General features: G+C 46.1%; 15 protein-coding genes. 5 read left to right on the top strand and 10 right to left on the bottom strand.

What is annotated here, in order from left to right; all coding sequences use genetic code 11:
- Positions 1-128 precede the first annotated feature (128 nt).
- Genes B5Z18_RS29670 through B5Z18_RS29655 form a run of 4 tightly spaced genes read right to left on the bottom strand, consistent with a single transcriptional unit; the run spans position 129 to position 6662 of the window.
- Positions 129-1142, bottom strand: coding sequence for a Gfo/Idh/MocA family protein (locus B5Z18_RS29670; protein WP_079473205.1), 1014 nt, complete (start codon positions 1140-1142; stop codon positions 129-131).
- A 7-nt stretch (positions 1143-1149) separates the two neighbouring features.
- Positions 1150-2343, bottom strand: coding sequence for a Gfo/Idh/MocA family protein (locus B5Z18_RS29665; protein ID WP_079473204.1), 1194 nt, complete (start codon positions 2341-2343; stop codon positions 1150-1152).
- A gap of 27 nt (positions 2344-2370) precedes the next feature.
- Entirely contained in the window at positions 2371-3564 is a 1194-nt protein-coding gene (locus B5Z18_RS29660) for a nucleoside permease (protein WP_079473203.1), read from the bottom strand.
- Positions 3565-3572: 8 nt separating this feature from the next.
- On the bottom strand, positions 3573-6662 hold the full coding sequence (locus tag B5Z18_RS29655; RefSeq protein WP_079473202.1) for a PQQ-dependent sugar dehydrogenase: 3090 nt from the start codon (positions 6660-6662) through the stop codon (positions 3573-3575).
- A 197-nt stretch (positions 6663-6859) separates the two neighbouring features.
- Here B5Z18_RS29655 and B5Z18_RS29650 point away from each other — a divergent pair, with 197 nt between their 5' ends.
- The 5 genes from B5Z18_RS29650 to B5Z18_RS29630 are packed head-to-tail and all read left to right on the top strand — an operon-like array spanning position 6860 to position 12358.
- A complete protein-coding gene (locus tag B5Z18_RS29650; protein ID WP_079473201.1) occupies positions 6860-8062 on the top strand; it encodes an Nramp family divalent metal transporter in 1203 nt (400 codons plus the stop codon).
- A gap of 22 nt (positions 8063-8084) precedes the next feature.
- Entirely contained in the window at positions 8085-9101 is a 1017-nt protein-coding gene (locus B5Z18_RS29645; protein WP_079473200.1) for an NAD-dependent epimerase/dehydratase family protein, read from the top strand.
- Positions 9102-9105: 4 nt separating this feature from the next.
- Positions 9106-10143, top strand: a complete 1038-nt coding sequence (locus B5Z18_RS29640) for a dihydrodipicolinate synthase family protein (protein WP_079473199.1) — start codon at positions 9106-9108, stop codon at positions 10141-10143.
- Complete coding sequence (locus B5Z18_RS29635; protein ID WP_079473198.1) at positions 10143-11330, top strand: M20 metallopeptidase family protein; 1188 nt, start codon at positions 10143-10145, stop codon at positions 11328-11330. The genes B5Z18_RS29640 and B5Z18_RS29635 overlap by 1 nt, the downstream gene beginning before the upstream one ends.
- Before the next feature lie 11 nt (positions 11331-11341).
- Positions 11342-12358: a Gfo/Idh/MocA family protein gene (locus B5Z18_RS29630; RefSeq protein ID WP_079473197.1), complete on the top strand. Its 1017-nt coding sequence runs from the start codon at positions 11342-11344 to the stop codon at positions 12356-12358.
- A 13-nt stretch (positions 12359-12371) separates the two neighbouring features.
- Here B5Z18_RS29630 and B5Z18_RS29625 read toward each other — a convergent pair whose 3' ends face one another.
- Genes B5Z18_RS29625 through B5Z18_RS29600 form a run of 6 tightly spaced genes read right to left on the bottom strand, consistent with a single transcriptional unit; the run spans position 12372 to position 18782 of the window.
- Complete coding sequence (locus tag B5Z18_RS29625; RefSeq protein WP_079473196.1) at positions 12372-13034, bottom strand: GntR family transcriptional regulator; 663 nt, start codon at positions 13032-13034, stop codon at positions 12372-12374.
- Between the two features lie 51 nt (positions 13035-13085).
- Positions 13086-13505, bottom strand: coding sequence for a hypothetical protein (locus B5Z18_RS29620; RefSeq protein ID WP_079473195.1), 420 nt, complete (start codon positions 13503-13505; stop codon positions 13086-13088).
- Positions 13480-14862 carry an enolase C-terminal domain-like protein gene (locus tag B5Z18_RS29615; RefSeq protein ID WP_079473194.1) on the bottom strand — a complete coding sequence of 461 codons (1383 nt, stop codon included), beginning with the start codon at positions 14860-14862 and terminating at the stop codon, positions 13480-13482. Before B5Z18_RS29615 ends, B5Z18_RS29620 begins: the two co-directional genes overlap by 26 nt.
- Positions 14863-14869: 7 nt before the next feature.
- On the bottom strand, positions 14870-16231 hold the full coding sequence (locus B5Z18_RS29610; protein WP_079473193.1) for a hypothetical protein: 1362 nt from the start codon (positions 16229-16231) through the stop codon (positions 14870-14872).
- A gap of 24 nt (positions 16232-16255) precedes the next feature.
- A complete protein-coding gene (locus B5Z18_RS29605; RefSeq protein ID WP_079473192.1) occupies positions 16256-16633 on the bottom strand; it encodes a high-potential iron-sulfur protein in 378 nt (125 codons plus the stop codon).
- Positions 16634-16649: 16 nt separating this feature from the next.
- Positions 16650-18782: a PVC-type heme-binding CxxCH protein gene (locus tag B5Z18_RS29600; protein WP_079473191.1), complete on the bottom strand. Its 2133-nt coding sequence runs from the start codon at positions 18780-18782 to the stop codon at positions 16650-16652.
- Positions 18783-18792: the final 10 nt, after the last annotated feature.

Raw genomic sequence — 18792 nt, 5'->3', positions numbered from 1 at the left:
ACACATACATGACGGATTCATGTACACCGGAGTGACGTTCCAAAATTCAAAAAGGCATCGTTAAAAACGATGCCTTTTTATCAGTTATCAAGCACACCTCTCAAATTTTATCAATCATTTTCCCATGATCAAAAAATGGTGTTCCCCATTTTTATAGTAGCTCCATTCTTCCTTTTGCTTGCATCCGCCGCTTCCATAAATGCGATTATTTCCAGCGTCTCTTCTGGTTTTACCGGTACTATACCGGTGTCAAAAAAGGCGGCAATCTGGTATACCAGTGGTTTATAAGAATCGAAGTCGCTGACAGGAGCAATGGCCTTTTCTCCGAATACATGGCCTCCGAAGCCATAGGGGCCTTTTTTTATGGCGCGGAGCACACCTATACGACCATCTTCCCATACACCAGTTACCACATCAATGTCTGGTCCGGAGATGCGGGTTACCTTGCGGCAGCCGGTGCCCATAAGGGTGAATAATACTTCTACTCCATGTATAGCATACCAAAAAAGATCAGGATGTGTTTTCTCCAGGAAAGCCGGTGTATATACATCCGCTCCGGTTACTTTACCAATTTTACCTTTCAGCACCTGCTGCACGCTATCCATGTAACGCAGGGCTGAGGAGGAGAAAACGGGCACCTTATATTGCCGGGCTGTTTTAAAAATGACCCCGGTATCAGCGAGTGAAGCGGCAACCGGTTTATCGATGAACATAGGCTTACCGGCTTTCAACACAGGCAAGGCCTGTTCCAGGTGCACTCGTCCATCGTTGGACTCCAACAATATCATATCCGTTTTTTCGAGCAACGCAGAAATGGAATCAACTATTTCAATGCCCATTTCTTTTATCTCTTTGAGATAACCAGGTACCATATCCAGGCTGGATTTGATATCCCTGCTTCCCTGAGGGTATACTGCGGTTACACGAAAACCTTTTAATGCAGGGTCAGCATCGGGCGAGTTGAACATTTTAGTAAACTCAACACTGTGTGAGGTGTCGAGCCCAATAATGCCAATCCTTCTTCCAACAGATACTGGTGTTTGAGCAAAAACACGGCTTAAGGTTCCACCGAAACCAAGTCCTATTCCTGCAATGGTTGCCGTCCTGATAAATTGTCTGCGGCTATTCCCTGACGTTTCCATGATGCTGTTATTTTACAATTTCAATGATCTTCCCACTGTTTTTTTCTTTCAGAATTAACTTGGTGCTGCCAAAATGTGTCATCTCTTCTTTTATCAGAAAATGATGATCATCATAATCAATCAGTGTATTGGCCTTACCCGTTCCCATGAGTCCCCGCCAGACCTCTAGTTTAACCGGCTCCCAGCGGGCGCTGGCTGCTGAAGCATAAGCCGCATCTAATATTGCATTTACTACATACCCGTCATAAAAGGTCTCTCTTGGCTCCCTTTCTTCTTCCAATGCGTTAAACATGTCAGCAAACATATGGTTGTAGCCCAGATCATTCAGCTCATCGCCTACCGGGAATACCCATCCACTGTTACTTTCTGCCTTTTCCGCCACATAATCAGCTCCCTTCCCGGTGGTAAACATGTCAAAGCCGGTGCGTAAAAAATTGTTGATCCAGATGGTGCCTTCCGTGCCCATTACCTCATCGCGCAGATCGAGGCCGCCCCGAAAGGTCCAGCTTACCTCAAACTGTCCGATAGCGCCGTTCTCATACTTTATCAATGCAATGGCGTGATCTTCCGCATCAATCGGTTTTACCTGTGTATCCGCCCAGCACATTACTTCCATCGGCCTGATATTTTTGCCGATAAAACTACGGGTAATTTCCACACAATGACAGCCCAGATCCAGTATACAACCACCGCCGGCCAGCTCTTTATTCCAGAACCATTCGCTGTGCGGACCAGGATGCGTTTCACGCGACTTTGCCCAAAGAATACGGCCCAGCGCTCCCGCTGTCACACTTTGTAATGCCTTTGAAAACTTGGGCGTATATACCAGATCTTCCATGTAAGCATGAAAAACGCCAGCTGCTTCTACCGCTTCCAGCATTCGTTTGGCCTCTGCGGCATTACGGCCGAGCGGCTTGGTGCAGATTACTGCCTTACCTGCCATACAGCAGGCAAGTACCGCTGTTACATGCAGGTGGTTAGGCAGCGCAATACATACCACGTCCACATCCGGATGATTTACTGCTGCCTCCAGACTGGTGGAATAATGAGGTACATTATAATCTGCGGCAAATTTCCCGGCGCTCTCTTCTTTGCGGGAATACACAGTTGTGATACGGTCCCTGCTTCTCTGCCCCTGGATGGCATCTGCATAAAAACGAGCAATGAATCCAGCTCCAAGCATAGCTATTCTTTTTCCCATAAATATTCTGTTTAGATGTTAGATTAATTATTTGTGTTGGTTATCTCTGAATAAAAAAGTAAAAAACAGGATGCACACAGCAGTGATGCCCGCAGGCACCAGCCATATATTGCGCCATTGATACAGCAACGCACCGTTGATGTTCGTACTGTAGGCGCCTGTTGTAAAACCTGATACAAAAGAGCCAATAAGCATGCCCACACCATAGGTGGCAAAGGTGATCAGCCCTTGTGCCGAATTTTTAACTGCAAGGCCTGCCTGTTTGTCTGTGTATATCTGTCCGGTTACAAAAAAGAAATCATAGCAGATGCCATGCAGTAATATGCCCGCATACAGCATCCAGGCCTCGTGGTTATTGTTGCCCCATGCAAAAGCAAGGTATCGTAGCACCCAGCACAACATGCTTAGCAGAAGCATCTTCTTTACACCCAGGCGTGCAAACATCAATGGTATCAATAGCATAAACAGCAGTTCCGACAACTGCCCCATCGTCATTTTACCTGCGGCATTCCGCACACCCATATCGTTCAGGAAAGGGTTTGCAAAGCTATAGTAGAAAGCCAGGGGAATACAGATGGCAACAGCAGTGATGAAGAATACCGTGTAGGAACGGTTGTTGAAAAGCTTCAAGGCATCCACTCCCAATATTCCCCGCAGATCCGCCTGTTGTTTTACAGGAGGGGTATCCGGTAACCAAAAGCTGTAGATGCCTAATAAGAAAGCACTGGCGGCGGCTATACGAAAAGTCAGCATACTGTTTTCGATATGCAGGCCACCGACCAGCAAACCTGCTATTATCCAGCCCACCGTGCCCCAAACCCGTATAGCCGGAAACTCCCTGCCTGCATTTGCCATCTGCCGGAAGGCAACAGCATTTGTTAAAGAAATGGTGGGCATATATAACAAAGTATACAACAGTATCAGCCACCAGAAGACATTAAATTCATGCACATAGCTGATACAGAAGAGGACCGCTGCCCCCAGCAGGTGCAGTGTGCCAAGCAGCCGCTGTGCAGAAAAAAAACGGTCGGCTACCAGGCCTATAAACAAGGGTGAAATTATGGCTGCGATAGAAAGGTTGGCATATGCCGCACCTACCTGCACAGCACCCGTTTTCAGCGTCACCAGCAGGTAGGTTCCCATAGTTACATACCATGCGCCCCACACAAAATATTCCAGCAGCATCATTACCGACAATCGGTATCTCACGGATAGTGGCATAAGGATCTTTATTTGTTTTTTGTGAAATAAATCCAATCAATATTGAAAAGATATCCTTTGTCGCCGTGCGGACTTTTAAATTCAAAGTACAAGTCATGTAATCCGCTGATCTCATCCAATGTTGCTGTCACCTGTTTCCAGCCCGATTTCCAGTCGGGCGTATTTCCGGGAGGTATAGTGATCCTGCTTGCTACCGGTCCATTCTTTCTATCGATATGTAACAGGATTTCACCACCACTGCCCCTGTATTGCACATTGTACTTTATACTGCTGATGCCTGCCAGGTCAAGTTGTTTGTAGGCTACAAAATCCCCATCCTTTACATAGGCATAGGTAAGACCGGCGGTGGCGATGGGTTGTAAGCTCACCTTGCTGTCATCAAAATCTTCCACCTCCAGTAACGGGTTTCTTAATACAACGATAGCCTGCGATGTGAGAGGTGCTATATTATTGGCTCCTTTGTCGGCATAAGAAGCGGTAAGCAGATAAACACCATTGTTTCCTTTTCCTTCATGAGCTTTCAACGCTAATGATCCCCGCAAGGGTAATGACGGCGTGGTGGCTCCCAGCGAGATAATGTACTTCACTATTTCCCTGGCATCCTTAGGTAGCAGATCGGGATGGGAAGACATTGTGCGCGTGCCCCAGTTGCCACTGCCGCCGGCAATGATCTTAGCCGCCAGCTTGCCGATGTTATCTTCCTTACCAGCATAACGGTGTGAGATGTCCAGCAGGCTTGGCCCTACGGAGGCTGTGTTTTCTGTGTGACAGGCCTTACAGTCCAATGAATAAAACAGTTCATGGCCTCTTGCGTACTGTGGACTGGCACTGCTGTTGCTACCGTTTAATACCACCGCTAAGTCGCGGCCCGAGGCCAGATAATCAAAACTCACCCTGATGGCGGAAGAATCGATCTGCGGATCTTCATGATCGGTAACGCTTACCTGGTAATCGAGTGAGGTATTATCCCAATAAAAGCTACGGTTATTTTTGGTCTGTATCCGGACAACCGGCGGCGTGTTGCCTACTTCGAGCGTCAATGAGGCGGTGTCTGTGGCGCCGTGATTATCCGTTACTGTTAAGTATATCCTGTATTTACCCGGCTGGTTAAATGTATGCGCCAGCGTTGGTCCGCTATAATTTTTGCCCTCCAGCTCCCAGTTGTATTGCAGCACATCTCCCTTATCGAAGTCGCCGGATGTTGCCGCTGAAAGGTGTGCGGTAAAAGGCACGGCACCATAGTTGTTATCAGACCGGATGCTGGCAAATGGCTTACGGTTACCTTCTGCATAGGTAATACGTACCAGTCTCGCATCCATATTTTTTGCGAACCAGTTGGTGCCGTATTCCAGTAAATAAATCGCACCATCCTCACCAAACTTCATATCTATAGGCGCGGACGGCTCCAGGTTTTCAAGAAATGGCTCCATGCGGAGATAATGATAATCTTTGTCAAATGTAACTGCCATGATCCAACGGCGCACCCAATCGTAAATAAACAGTTTGCCATCATAATACGACGATAACCTGTATTTAGCATTTTTGAACTGATCGCTGTAAAAAACGGGACCTGTCATTACGGATTCACCGCCTTTGCCGACCAACGGGAATATGGGTGAACTGCCATCGGCATACCAAATTATTGCCGGTTGAGCGGGCGGGAGGTTGCGCACTCCTGTATTATTCCGTGAGTTGTTGACCGGATGCTGCGGGTTCTGACGGGGGCGTTCTTTTTTTCCGGCGAAGTCCCATAGAGGATATGCTTCATTGTTGCCATTAAAATAAGGCCAGCCAAAGTATCCGGGCTTCCTGGCCTGATTCACTTCATCAAAGCTCAGGGTACCGCCTTCAGCAGCGGGCACCTTAGTATCCGGCCCTATATCTCCCCAATAAAGAAAGTTGTTGTGCGGATCTACTGTGATGCGGAAAGGATTGCGGCATCCCATTACGTAAATTTCAGGTCTGCCCGCGGAGCCATCTTTAGGAAAGAGGTTGCCGTCTGGTATTTCGTAGGTTCCATCCGGCTTTGGCTTTATACGCAGTATCTTGCCCCGCAGATCATTGCTGTTGGCAGACGTGCCCTGGTCGTCGGCCAGTTCATGTCCTGGTCTTTCATCTACCGGTGTATAACCTTCGGTAGCCTCCGCGTTTGTATTATCCCCGGTTGAAAGGTATAACAGGCCGCCAGGGCCAAATTCCAGGTATCCTGCAGAATGACAGCAATACTGCCGTTGTGAAGGAATTTCCATCATGATCTTTTCTGTTTGCATCAACAGCTGCCCCTTCTTCAGCTCCAGTCTGGATAAACGGCTCACTGCCTTGCTGCCTGCCACCCCATAGTAAAAATACACCCAGTTATTTTTTTCATAATCCGGGTCCAGGGCCACGCCCAGCAAGCCATCTTCTATGCCACTGAAAACGTCGAAATGCCCAATGGTTTTTATCTCCCTGCTGTCGTGCTCATACAATTTTACGCCACCTTTGCGTTCTACAAACAATACGTCGTTGCCCGGCATGATGGCCATTTCCATAGGTTCATCCAGTCCCTGACCCAACATCGTATAGGCGTACCGGTTATTTTCAGGTATAGGAAGTGTGGCACAAAGTTTATAATCCGGCGCGGTATTATCCCCGATCGCATATTTCACACCTTTTTCCAATACCCCTGCTGCTAATGGTGCCGGCGTCATAAAGATCCTGGCAGGCTTCTCTTCCGTAAATTCCCTCCGCCCGTTCAATGAATCGAGCCAGGGCCAACCTGTTGGGTGATGCAGTGTATCGGCTACTAACATCCAGCCTCCGCCTGCTTCCAGGTAGCGCCGCAACGATACCACTTCGCGGTGGCCCATGCTATCGACATCCGACAGCATGGATACCACGGCGCTGCATCCGGCCAGGGAATCTTCCTGGAAAAAGTGCCGGTCTGTGGTAACCTGCAGCAGCCAGCCATTGCTGGCTGCTGCTCTTTCCAGTTGTTGCTTCAGACTGTCGGTAACAGCCGGAGTGGCAAACAATACAATCTTCTTACTACCCCTGCTTCCCGAACAGGCATATAAGCCCATTAAACAGCAGCATACATATGTCAGGTACGATCTCATATCACTTGAATAAATAAATCATCTAAGGTGCCGGGTTCCGGCAATTATATCTATAAAAAAATCAGTTCTCAGCGGTTGCGCGTTTTCATTGGCGGATAGGCTTTATTTTTTCTGCATACACAAAAAAAGTATTTTTGTATACAAAACTACAATATATTTGTAATCAAATAACATTTTATTCAACCAAACCAGGACGCATGTCATCAAAACTAAAAGATTGGAGCGGCTCCCTTATTCCAGGCATCATTACGCTGGCCGTTGTTTTTGGGCCAAGTAAAATGACTATTACCACTAAACTCGGGGCTGAATTTGGATATAGTTTACTATGGATTGTGGCAGTTGCCATATTCTTTATGGCCATTTACACATCTATGGCGGCCAGGATAGGCATGGCCACCAAACAATCGTTGTTAAATACTATTCAAATGAAGTGGGGCAGCAAATTTTCTGCGATCATAGGTATAGGAATTTTCCTGGTTACCGTTTCATTTCAGGCTGGCAACGCAATCGGATCCGGTGTAGCATTGGCCGAACTAACGAATACGTCCACCGGCTTCTGGGTGGTCCTTTCCAGCGCGATAGGCATAAGCCTGTTATTCTTTCGCCGTTTCTACAAGATCCTTGAAACAGTGATGATAGGCATTGTAATATCCATGCTGCTTTCGTTCCTGGTCACCTGCATCGTAGCGCGTCCTTCCTTGTCAGAGAGTCTGGCCGGTTTACGCCCGCAGGTCCTGATGGGATCCCAGGGCCTGATCATTGCGTTTATCGCTTCCTGTTTTTCACTGGTGGGCGCATTTTATCAGTCTTATCTTGTACAGGAAAGGGCAAGAAATAACAAAAGCGGAAATGAGATCAGGGATAGAAGCCTTACAGGTATCCTTTTGCTTGGGTTAATGAGTGTCATTGTGATGGTCTGCGCTGCCTCCGTTCTTCATGTTAACCATATAAAGGTGAATACAGCCGCAGATATGGGCCGGGCGCTTACGCCCCTTTTCGGCAAGAAGGCTACTATGTTTTTCCTGATAGGCCTTTATGGCGCATCCTTCTCTTCCCTTATCGGCAATGCCACACTTGGCGGAACGCTGCTGGCAGATTCCCTCGGCTTCGGCAGCAGCATGGATTCTCCAAAAGCAAAAAGCTTCATTGCCCTGATCATTATTATCGGCGCAACAATAGCTATCCTTTTCGGGCATATTCCACTTGAACTGATCGTTTTTGCACAAAGCATCACCGTATTGATCGTACCACTGATCGGAATAGCATTATTTGCGGTTAGTAATGATGCAACGATCATGGGCAAATATAAAAATTCAACGGCCGTCAACATAGCAGCTATAGCGGGGCTTCTTCTCGTATTTATCCTGGCCGGTCTGAATATTCAAAAACTCTTCTTTTAACTATCTCTATAAATTTCACAACATGACCGATATCAATGATATTTACAGTCGTCTTCTAACGCCTTCAGATGCGCTTATCGAAGACATTGCAAAAATTGACGGGGACATTCTCTTACTTGGTGTTGGAGGGAAAATGGGGCCCTCTATGGCCAAATTAGCAATGGACGCTATTGCCATTGCAGGTTTGAAAAAGAAAGTACTGGGCGCGTCCAGATTCTCCCAACCCGGCCTTCAGTCTGAGCTGGAACAGTATGGCGTTGAAACCTACCCGGTCGACTTACTGGAGCCTGAGCAACTGGCTTCTTTACCGGAAGTGCCTAATGTGATATACCTGGCAGGAACAAAATTTGGGACTACAGGTAATGAATCATTAACATGGGCGATGAACAGCTTCCTTCCCGGGCTGGTAGCGGAAAAATTCAAAAACTCAAAAATCGTTGTTTTCTCTACGGGTAACGTATATCCGCTGACTCCTGTTATTGCAGGCGGCGCCACAGAAGAAATGGCGGCAGCACCTGTTGGAGAATATGCACAGTCCTGTCTTGGGCGGGAACGGATTTTTCAATACCAGTCGTCGAAGTATGGCACTCCATTGCTGATTTACAGATTGAATTATGCGAATGATGTCAGCTATGGCGTGTTGCTTGAAATTGCTAAATGTGTGAAAGAAGGCATTAGCATTGATCTTCGTATGGGTCATGTAAATGTGATATGGCAAAAAGATGCGGACGAAATTGCTATCCGCTCATTACTACATTGCAGCACACCTGCAAAGTTCTTAAATGTTTCAGGTCCGGAAACCGCTTCTGTAAGATGGATTGCGGGAGAATTTGGCAAGCTGTTCAACCTGCCACCGGTATTCAGCGGAGAAGAACAAGCCACTGCCCTGTTGAGCAATTCAGCGGAGGCATTTAATTTATTTGGCTATCCATCGGTGTCACTCAAGGAAATGATTTATATGATTGCCGAATGGCTGAAATACGGCGGAAAAATCTCCAATAAGCCTACTCATTTTCAGGAACGGGAAGGAAAATTTTAAAGATATGGCTGCAAAAATATTGAGCCCGGCAGTTAAAACGTTGCTGCACCAGGGTACTTTCATACCTGCACATCCACTTGCGCTTACCAGCGAATTAAGGATAGATGAAAAACGGCAAAGAGCGCTGACCAGATATTACCTCGAAAGCGGATCGGGAGGTATTGCTATTGGTGTGCATACTACGCAATTTGAAATCAGGGACCCGAAATTTAACCTGCTGGAACGGGTACTGGAGTTAACAGCTGATGAGATACAGCGTTCAGCAGGTGGAAAAACACTTGTCAAAGTTGCCGGCATTTGCGGCTCTACCAGCCAGGCAGTTAAAGAGGCTGAACTGGCAGTTAAATATGGCTATGACATCGGTTTATTAAGTCTTGGCGGGCTAAACGACTGGACGGACGAAGCCCTGATAAAACATGTCAGGACAATTGCAGATATCCTGCCTGTATTTGGCTTTTATCTGCAACCTGCTGTGGGAGGCCGGATCCTTAGTTACGAATTCTGGAAAGCCTTCGCCGGAATTCCAAATGTGGAGGCGATAAAAGTTGCTGCATTCAACCGTTACCAAACGCTGGATGTGGTAAGAGCAGTGTGCGACTCCACCCGGATGCAAGAAGTTGCCCTGTATACAGGCAATGACGACAACCTGGTAGCAGACCTCCTTACCCCTTTCAGATTTGTAGTGAATGGGGCAACGGTTGAAAAAAGATTTGTTGGCGGGTTGCTGGGTCATTGGTCTGTTTGGACAAAACCGGCGGTTGAGCTGTTTAATAAAATAAAGCACTCCATCGCCAACAATAATGAAGGGATAGCAGACTTACTGGCTACCGGCGTCATGATCACCGATATGAATGCGGCCATCTTTGATCCTTCGAACCAGTTTCACGGATGTATTTCCGGGATACATGAAGTGCTCCGCCGCGAGCAACTTCTTGAAGGCATCTGGTGTCTCAATCCACATGAAAGTCTTTCCCCGGGACAGTCTTCCGAAATAGACCGTGTATTGCAGGCTTATCCATCATTAACCAAGCACTCACGCTGATGCTCATAGACAAAATTAAAATACTATGCCACCAATTTTCCGGTGAAATCATTGCAGACAGACACTATCTGCACCGGCATCCGGAACTTTCATTTCACGAACAGGGAACAGCTGACTATATTAAAAAGCGGTTAACCCAAATGAATATTCCCTGGCAGACATCTGCCGGCAACGGCGTTATCGGCACCATAACCGGAAACAAACCATCTTCAATAGCAGTTGCATTACGGGCAGATATTGATGCACTTCCCATTAATGAAGAAAATAATGTACCGTATAAATCTGAGAATGAAGGTATCATGCATGCCTGCGGACACGATGTACACACCGCATCATTGCTGGGCGTAGCGCGCATTGCACAGGCCCTGAAAGATGATTTTGGAGGACAGATCAAACTTATTTTCCAGCCGGCAGAAGAAAAATATCCCGGAGGCGCCAAAGCCATGGTGGAAGAAGGATTATTAAATCACCCGGGACTGGTCGCTGTTATCGGTCAGCATACTATGCCAGAACTGGAAGCAGGAAAGGTGGGATTGAAACCCGGAAGATATATGGCCTCAAATGACGAGCTGTATATTACCATCAAAGGCCGGGGAGGACACGGCGCGCAACCGCATTTAAATATAGATCCGGTGGTAATCGCCGGTCATGTAATTATTGCCCTGCAGCAAATTGTAAGCAGAATGGCTAACCCAGCGATGCCAACTGTTCTTTCAATAGGGAAGCTGACCGCCGCCGGATCTACTAATATTATCCCGGAAGAAGTATACCTGGAAGGTACGCTCAGAACACTTGATGAAACATGGAGAAAAGAAGTACACGCCCATATCAATAAAATAGTCAAAGGCATTTCAGAAAGTATGGGCGCCACTTCTGATGTGAAAATACAGGGATTTCCGGGAGTAGAAAATAATGAGGACCTAACAGCCCAGGTATTTCAATATGCCATTGAATACCTGGGAAAGGAAAATGTTTCTACCTTGAATATCTGGATGGCCGGGGAAGATTTCGGAGAATTTTCCCGGCTGGCCGATAGTTGCTACTATAGATTAGGCGTAGGAAACACCGCCCGGGGAATAAACTCTTCCCTTCATACACCCACTTTTGATGTTGACGAGCAAAACGTATTCAATATGAGCAGCGGCCTTATGGCTTACATTGCTCTGAGACGGCTTGCGAATAAATAAATAACTACAGGATGAAAAACAAATCGAATATTAACCGTCGTAATTTCCTGCAAACAGCAGCAACGCTGGGCATAGGCATAAGTTTATACCCCCGTTCAGCCTATGCAGCGTTCCCGGTACCACAGAAAGGGAAAAGAGTTGGTATCATTGGCCTGGATACTTCTCATTCCATTGAATTTGTAAAAACATTAAATGCAACGGAAGCTAACGATACTTATGGGGGGTACAGGGTAACAGCCGCCTACCCTTATGGAAGCCGCGAAATAAAAAGCAGCTACAGCAGAATCTCCGGATATACAGAACAGGTAAAAGCGTATGGCGTCACCATATCATCCTCCATCGCTGAACTTTTAAAGGTAACTGACGTAATAATGCTGGAAACAAATGATGGCAGATTACGATTGGAACAGGCAAAAATGATATTTGAAGCAGGCAAACCTGTATTCATTGATAAGCCGGTAGCAGCATCTTACCGGGATGTGGTCCGTATTTATGAATTAGCGGAACGCCACAAAGTGCCGGTTTTCTCTTCGTCTACTTTACGTTATGTTGAGAATATGGAAAAGCTGCAGAATGGCTCCCTAATTGGCAAAATACTCGGTGCAGAAACCTTTAGTCCCTGTGAAATTGAACCATCCCATACTGATTTGTACTGGTATGGCGTGCATGGAGTGGAAATGCTGTTTGCGGTAATGGGACTGGGGTGCAGCACAGTACAAAGAACCCATACTGCATCTACGGATATTGTTACAGGTGTATGGGAAGACGGAAGGGTAGGTATTTTCCGGGGAACCAGAAGCGGTGTTTATGCCTATGGAGGAATGGCCTTCGGCGAAAAAGGAAATGTGCCTATCACAGGATATCATGGCTACGAGCCATTGCTTCAAAAGATAATAGATTTCTACAGGACAGGCATATCTCCGGTCAATTCAAAAGAAACAATAGAATTGTATGCCTTTATGGAAGCTGCGGACGTAAGTAAAAGGCAACACGGGAGAGAGATATCACTGGCGGAACTGAAGTTCTGACCGGCAGCGTACATTACCCTGCAACGGTGTTGTTTTCCGGAACCATTCCAAGCATGGCTTTCTCTCCACGGTCCAGATGCATAATCAGCGTTTCCCTTGCCGTCTCATAGTCCTTCTTTTTTAAAGCCTTCACAATTTTTCTATGCTCTACATCCGTCAATTCATAGTCATTCATTTCAGACTGCGTACTGCCAAGTTTGAAATGAAACAAGGGAATATTGCTACTTTTATAAATATGTAAAAGGCGGGCATTTTTTGACCCCTCAATGATAGCCTCGTGGAATTTCACATCCGCTTCGCAGGCACCACTCAAATATCCGCCACTGACCATCAGTGAGAAATCTTCACAGATTCTTTCCAACTTTGCTATTACTTCTTTGTCATACCTTTCCGATAACAATTTTAATGCACCCAGTTCCAATACTTCCCGCAACTCCTTTATTTCCACAACGTCTTCTGCCGTAATGGATTTCACAAAACATCCACCTTTTTCACCAAATTCAACCAGACTTTCGCCTGACAACCTGATCAGAGCTTCCCTAACAGCTACACGGCTTACATTCAATTTCTGCGCCCACCAACTTTCCACAAGTCTGGATCCCCTGGTTAACTGATTAGACAGGATCATTTTCCTGAATTCAGCATATGCCATATTTGCTAACGAACCTTCTTTCATAAAAATAGTAATTTGTATACAAAAATATCCTAAAAATGCCTATTAAACAAATCAACCATCGTTCCCCGGATAATTTGTATTGAACATCAATTCGGCCCAGTTATTAATATTGTTCCAGTCGCTTCCGTTAAAAAGCAGGGTAACAGACCAATAGCAGACATTATCATTCTCCTTGATAACTCCTTTCATTGTATATGTTTGTCTGCCGGTAATTTTGAAATGATATATGCTTTCCAAACCAATGGTAACACCCAGGTGTTTTTTCACAAAACTGCAGGCCACTATCCTGGCCTTGTATTCCTCCTGTTCTTTTGCAGATGTAACTGCTTTTGCAGATGTAACTGCTTTGGCAGTTACATCTGGCTTTCCGGCACTGCTGCAGGGCATACAGGCGCCATAAAAAATAACCGGCAGGAACACTAACAGGAATACATACCCGCGTACTTTACGTTTTTCTAAACATTTCAACATAATGATCCGAAGGCCGGAATATTCCTCCGGCGGTTTGATAAAAACTATCATCGAGTTCAAACACTCCCTGTTTTGCATTAACCCATGATGCATCTCTTGCCGGAAGATATTGCTTCATGGTTTCCCAGCCCATGTAGTTCTCCTTTCCATTAGTCTCCATCATGCCAATTCCCAATTCCGGAAAAGGAAGCAGTCTTGCCGCCAGGTTCTTATGCCAGTCTACCAATATAGGGTTTACCGTTAAGTCCGAGCAGAAACAGGGTATATGATGCGCATGCGCCACCTTCACGATCCTGAAGGTAAGACTTAACGTTTTGGCCACTGCCTTCAATACAATCGCTTTATATCCCTGCCGGATACGTTTCAGTGTATTTTCTTCATTGTTCGCACTTTCATCAGCTGCAATGCGCACACCGAGGTCACCTACATATTCATCGTTTGTTTCCGGAAAAGGCTCTTCAATCAGTAATAAGTGATCCATCAGGCCGTTCCCTTTAATCTGTTCTATTAACTGTTGCAGGGTCGATTTCTTTTCGTATCTGCCATTACAATCCAGCGTATACAGAATTCTGTTATGTTTTGTATGAGGTGTACTTTTCAACCGGAGGGCATCATGAATGGCTTTGATACGGGCGGCATCTTTTTCCACCATTTCCTGTTGCGTTCCCGGCTGCCCTGTTTTTATCTTAATGATAAAGTACCCTTCGTCTGCAGCCTTCACGATATCCTGTACAGGCATCTTATAAGATACCTGGAACATTACGCCTATTTTGCTATTATGTGTGCTTAGTGCCGGTCTGTATATTTCCGGGATCATCTGTTCATAATCCTTAAAACCATTCTCAGCAGCATACACCAACCAGGCTGCGTTATCAAGGCTCACTAATGCGTTCAGAACAAAGTTTGGATTGATATCCTTCTTACCGGTTAATGATACTGCTTCATTTGTTACAGCCGGAAGCAGTCTTTCAAATAAGTCGACCGGTGTCCTGAAAGGGATATCTTTTGCCAGATGTAAGGCTTTTTCCGTCAATGCAAACATCAATGAGTTGGCAGCTGCTTCAGAATAGGCCGCAAACAGATCAGCATCTCCATACAATACGCTCTGTGTGGCTAACCCAATTCCGCTAACCCGGTCTGTTTTCAGTTGCACAGCTGTTTGCCAAAGCTCCGTTAGGTAGCCTCCTTTAAACCCGAATGGTATCCTTAATTTTTCTCTTTCAAAATTTGAAGCGGTTGCCGTTAACCGGATAAGGTCTGCAACGGAGGGGGCACTTTTTCCCATACCTAGTGTTTTATAAACGCGGCTTCCAATGGTGAGGATAGCCGAATTTGCCAGAAATTTTCTCCGGTCCATATGCTCATCATTTTAGCACGGTACGAATGGCATTTAACAGCACAGATTCCGCATCAGGAGAAACACCGGAAACAATATCGCTGGTTTCATATCCGCCTTTCTGAAAATAAGATGCCTTTGTTCCTATATAACCCGGCCCATATTCTTCATATGCAGCAGTGCAAACAACATCCTGAGGCCGCATTTTTTGTGCTGCCAGCTGGTACTCCACAAATGCCTCACCCGGGATGTTCAGCAACCAGATATTGCCCAATTTCAGTGAGGAAATATTAACCTTGTGCCCTTCGGTGCTACGCTGATACCAGGCCAGTTTTTCTGCCGCCCTGAATTTTTCATGAATATTGAGACTGTCGTTGGTCATACGGTGGCGAAGATCTGCTTCAATGATGTTTGCGCCAAGTGGCAGTGCCACTTCTACGTTACTCCAGGCAACGGAAGCATTCCGGAGCGGATACTTTTTGGTATTCAGCCATGCTTTCTTCATACCCTCCTCTACGTGACGGGCAAGGACAATACGCTGCGGGGCAGACCCATCATTATATTTTCCTGCAGCAATATTGCCGCTTGCGCCGTTAAAATGAATAGAGGGTATTCCCAGCTGCTTTTCTATGGCATTCCTCGCGATACCTACAAACTCACAGGTTACATCACCTGTACCATAATAACTTTGTGGATGTGTTGTGTAATAAGTTAACAGCGCAATTGCTTTATTCCCATTCCAGAAACTGATGCATTTCAGCCAGGGATCTATCAATCCTTCCGGTGCTGCACGCATGGCACTATCCTTTGTGCTGCTCCAGCGCGTGGTAATGTTACCATCCGCGTCCATTATCCTGCGATTGGAAGCTACACTATCCACTTTAGCCTGCCCCCACCCAACAGCTGTTACAACCTGTGCATTACTGATTGCCTTCTTTACAGCTGCAGCTGTTCTTTGGATCACGTCTGTAGTGAAAGTATTGTCAATGCTTCTTCCTCCCAGGCCATATTCCTCCATAATTCTTTCAATCGTAAAATCACAACGGGGGGCATCATGTTGATGCAGGGTATGTATAGAAACCCTGTCTATAGTTGTTCCGGCTGCGGCTGCCACCTGCCGGCGCCATCGATCCTGCCCCTCATTGGAAATGCCAATCCAGTCCACCACACACAGTACCACGGGCTTGTCTGCCGACAACACTACAATACCCCGCGCACTTAAGGAATCAGTAATGGAACGTGTAACCGCATAAGCAACCGGGCTGCCTATCGGCGGGGAAGCATTTACCTCAAAAACACCCACGCGTATTTTCTGGGAAAATGCCGTTACCGAAAAGCAAATTAATAGTAACAGGCATTTGCTGAATCTGAAAAAAATATGATGACTCACGGTTGATGCTTTATGTTTGAAAAATCAGATGCCTTTGGGCGCCCAGTAGGTGCAATATCCTTTAGGTGAAACCGGACCTTTGAATAAAGGGCAGGTATTACATGACTTCTCTCCCTGCGCCGGTACAAACAGCTTACAATTTCCACAACGTTTTTCTTTCATGGGCGTTTGATCCACATATCCCAATGCCTTCCGGGCTTTCAGGTCTTCGGCAGACAGTGCCGATGCATCACAGGGATCCTTTGCAGGAGCGTCATTCTTTTCTTCTTTTGCTTTCCTGTCCCCCGTCGCATTTTCTTTCTGACTATTTCCGCAACCCAATAACAGTAAGCCTCCTGCTAAAAAGCTGGCTGAAAAAAGTATCCCGTTTTTGATGAACTGTCTTCTCTCGATTTCATTCATGATAGTTCTTTTTAAATTAGTTAGAAGAAGTTACCGGTTGTAATAGTTTTGCTACCGTATTTTTTATGCCCGGATCAGTTATGTTCGCTTCGTATTTTTTCAAGGCTTTCAACGCGTCTGCGGATAATGTTTTTTCCTCAGCGGTAAGACCTTCCAACAATCCTGTAGTAACCGCATCCGCCCATCCCGGATTTTTTACAATAACCGGATCCTGTAAGAATCCTGCCAGTGCAGCAATTTCTGCACCGTTGTTCCTCACTCCATTGATATAGCCAAATGACTTTAAAAACTGTAGTTTGTATTTGCCGGGTGTTTCAAAATAATTCCCGCTATTTTTCAATGCCTGCAAAAACTTCAAAGATGTGCAGGGTTCGGCGCTCAACACAGCAATATTCAGTATTGAATCTGCGCTGTGTTTGGTCAGTGTCAGGCTTAATGCCTGTATTGCTTTATCAGCCGGCGCATTCCCTGCGCTCAGGGCTGCCTGAAATACAACATATGCCACGCTATCATTTGTAAGTTTCAACAGTTCGGGCAGTAGTTCCGGAAACCTTTCAGACAAGATGGCGCCATGCTCTCTCACACCGGCGTCCGCATCATTCATGGCCCCCCTTACATCAGCTGCTGTGAGTGCCTGAAGGCCCTCCAGCGTATATAATGCCCGTAAACGATACCTGGCATCTGTATTGGAAACCAAAATAGCTCTGACAGCCGGCACTATGGATTGATCCTGGCGGTCAATTAACAGGCGTTGTGCCTGGGTACGCCACCAGGCAGCGGGATGTGTCAGCAGTTTCACCAGTTCCCCACTACTCAAGGCGTTCATCTGTGGTTTAACTACTTTCTTTCCCCCTTTTGGATAAATCAGGTGGATCCTGCCTTTGTCATTACCTGCATGGAAATCCATATCAGCTTTCAGGTCGTCAGGTATAGAAACCGGTGTTTCAATATGTTGACGGTACATATCAATCACATACAGGTTACCATCCGGGCCGGAATAAAACGAAGTGGGACGAAACCAGGAATCTTTGGATGCCAGAAATTCTTTCTTTTTTTCAAGTGGTCCGCGGCTGGCGGTATATAACGATTGATTTGGTGTACGTGTTAAAACATCTCTGTGCACAAGATTTCCGGAAACTTCTCCCGTAAAAATGGAACCATAATACTCTTTAGGGAAATTGTCTCCACCATAAAATGTGGCGCCCGAGGCACCTGTAAAATGTCCTGAAATCCACTCCACCTGGTCTAATTTCAGCGAATCATACTGGCGCTGGCGTCTTTCGCTCCGTTCTTTCCTCCAGTAAGGGGGTGGCGTTAACTGGAACATTTCAATCTCATGGTCAGATGGATTGTAGTCGCCGCTATAGGATGGCATATAGGCATGCCTGTGAAGATATCTCCAGGCAATTGGATTCGTTTGTATATGCAGTGTATTCTGCGTATAAAAACGATGATTCCAGTCATTGATGGCCAGGCCATACTGCCCCGTTCCGGACTCCGCTTCAAACTGCTCTTTATCAAGTCTGAACCTGAAATCGTGACCACCCATTGATACCGGCGCCAGGTCAGGCCTTTTCAAAAATTTCACCTGTCCTGCCTGACCATGATTATTGGCGTAGATCCAGTTGTCGATCCCATATGTGAGACTGGTGATCTGTGCTTCTGAGTTTCCGGTAAAGAAGCCGGTGAATATGGTATCAATAACATCCGCTCTATGATCGCCGGTGGTATCCTTCATAAATAGAATGTTCGGGGCAGCCGTAACAAGGATACCCTTTTTGTAGGGAAGTACAGATGTGGCATCGGGAATCCGCTGTGCAAATACGTAAGCAGAATCGAACTTACCATCGCCGTCAACATCCAGCAGCATTTTTATATTTCCTTTTCCGGCTGCTGCATCAGCTACGAAAGGATAATCCTCCATTTCTACCACATATGTATTACCATCCTCATCAATTGCCATGGAAACAGGCATAACCACCTGTGGTTCAGCGGCGACATTCTCAATCTCAAACCCATCTTCCAAAACAAAACTTTTCAGTTCATTTTCCACGGTTTTCGCCTCTGCATATCGCTTCTGCTTACATCCGGTAAAAAGTATACCGGCGGAGAAAATAATAAGCAATGCACCTGACTTTAAATTATCCATTTTTAGTATA

Source organism: Chitinophaga ginsengisegetis, from assembly GCF_900168065.1.
In the GTDB taxonomy this organism is placed as follows: domain Bacteria; phylum Bacteroidota; class Bacteroidia; order Chitinophagales; family Chitinophagaceae; genus Chitinophaga; species Chitinophaga ginsengisegetis.
Note: the sequence above shows the minus strand (reverse complement) of the source record. Positions and strands in the feature narration are given on the sequence as shown.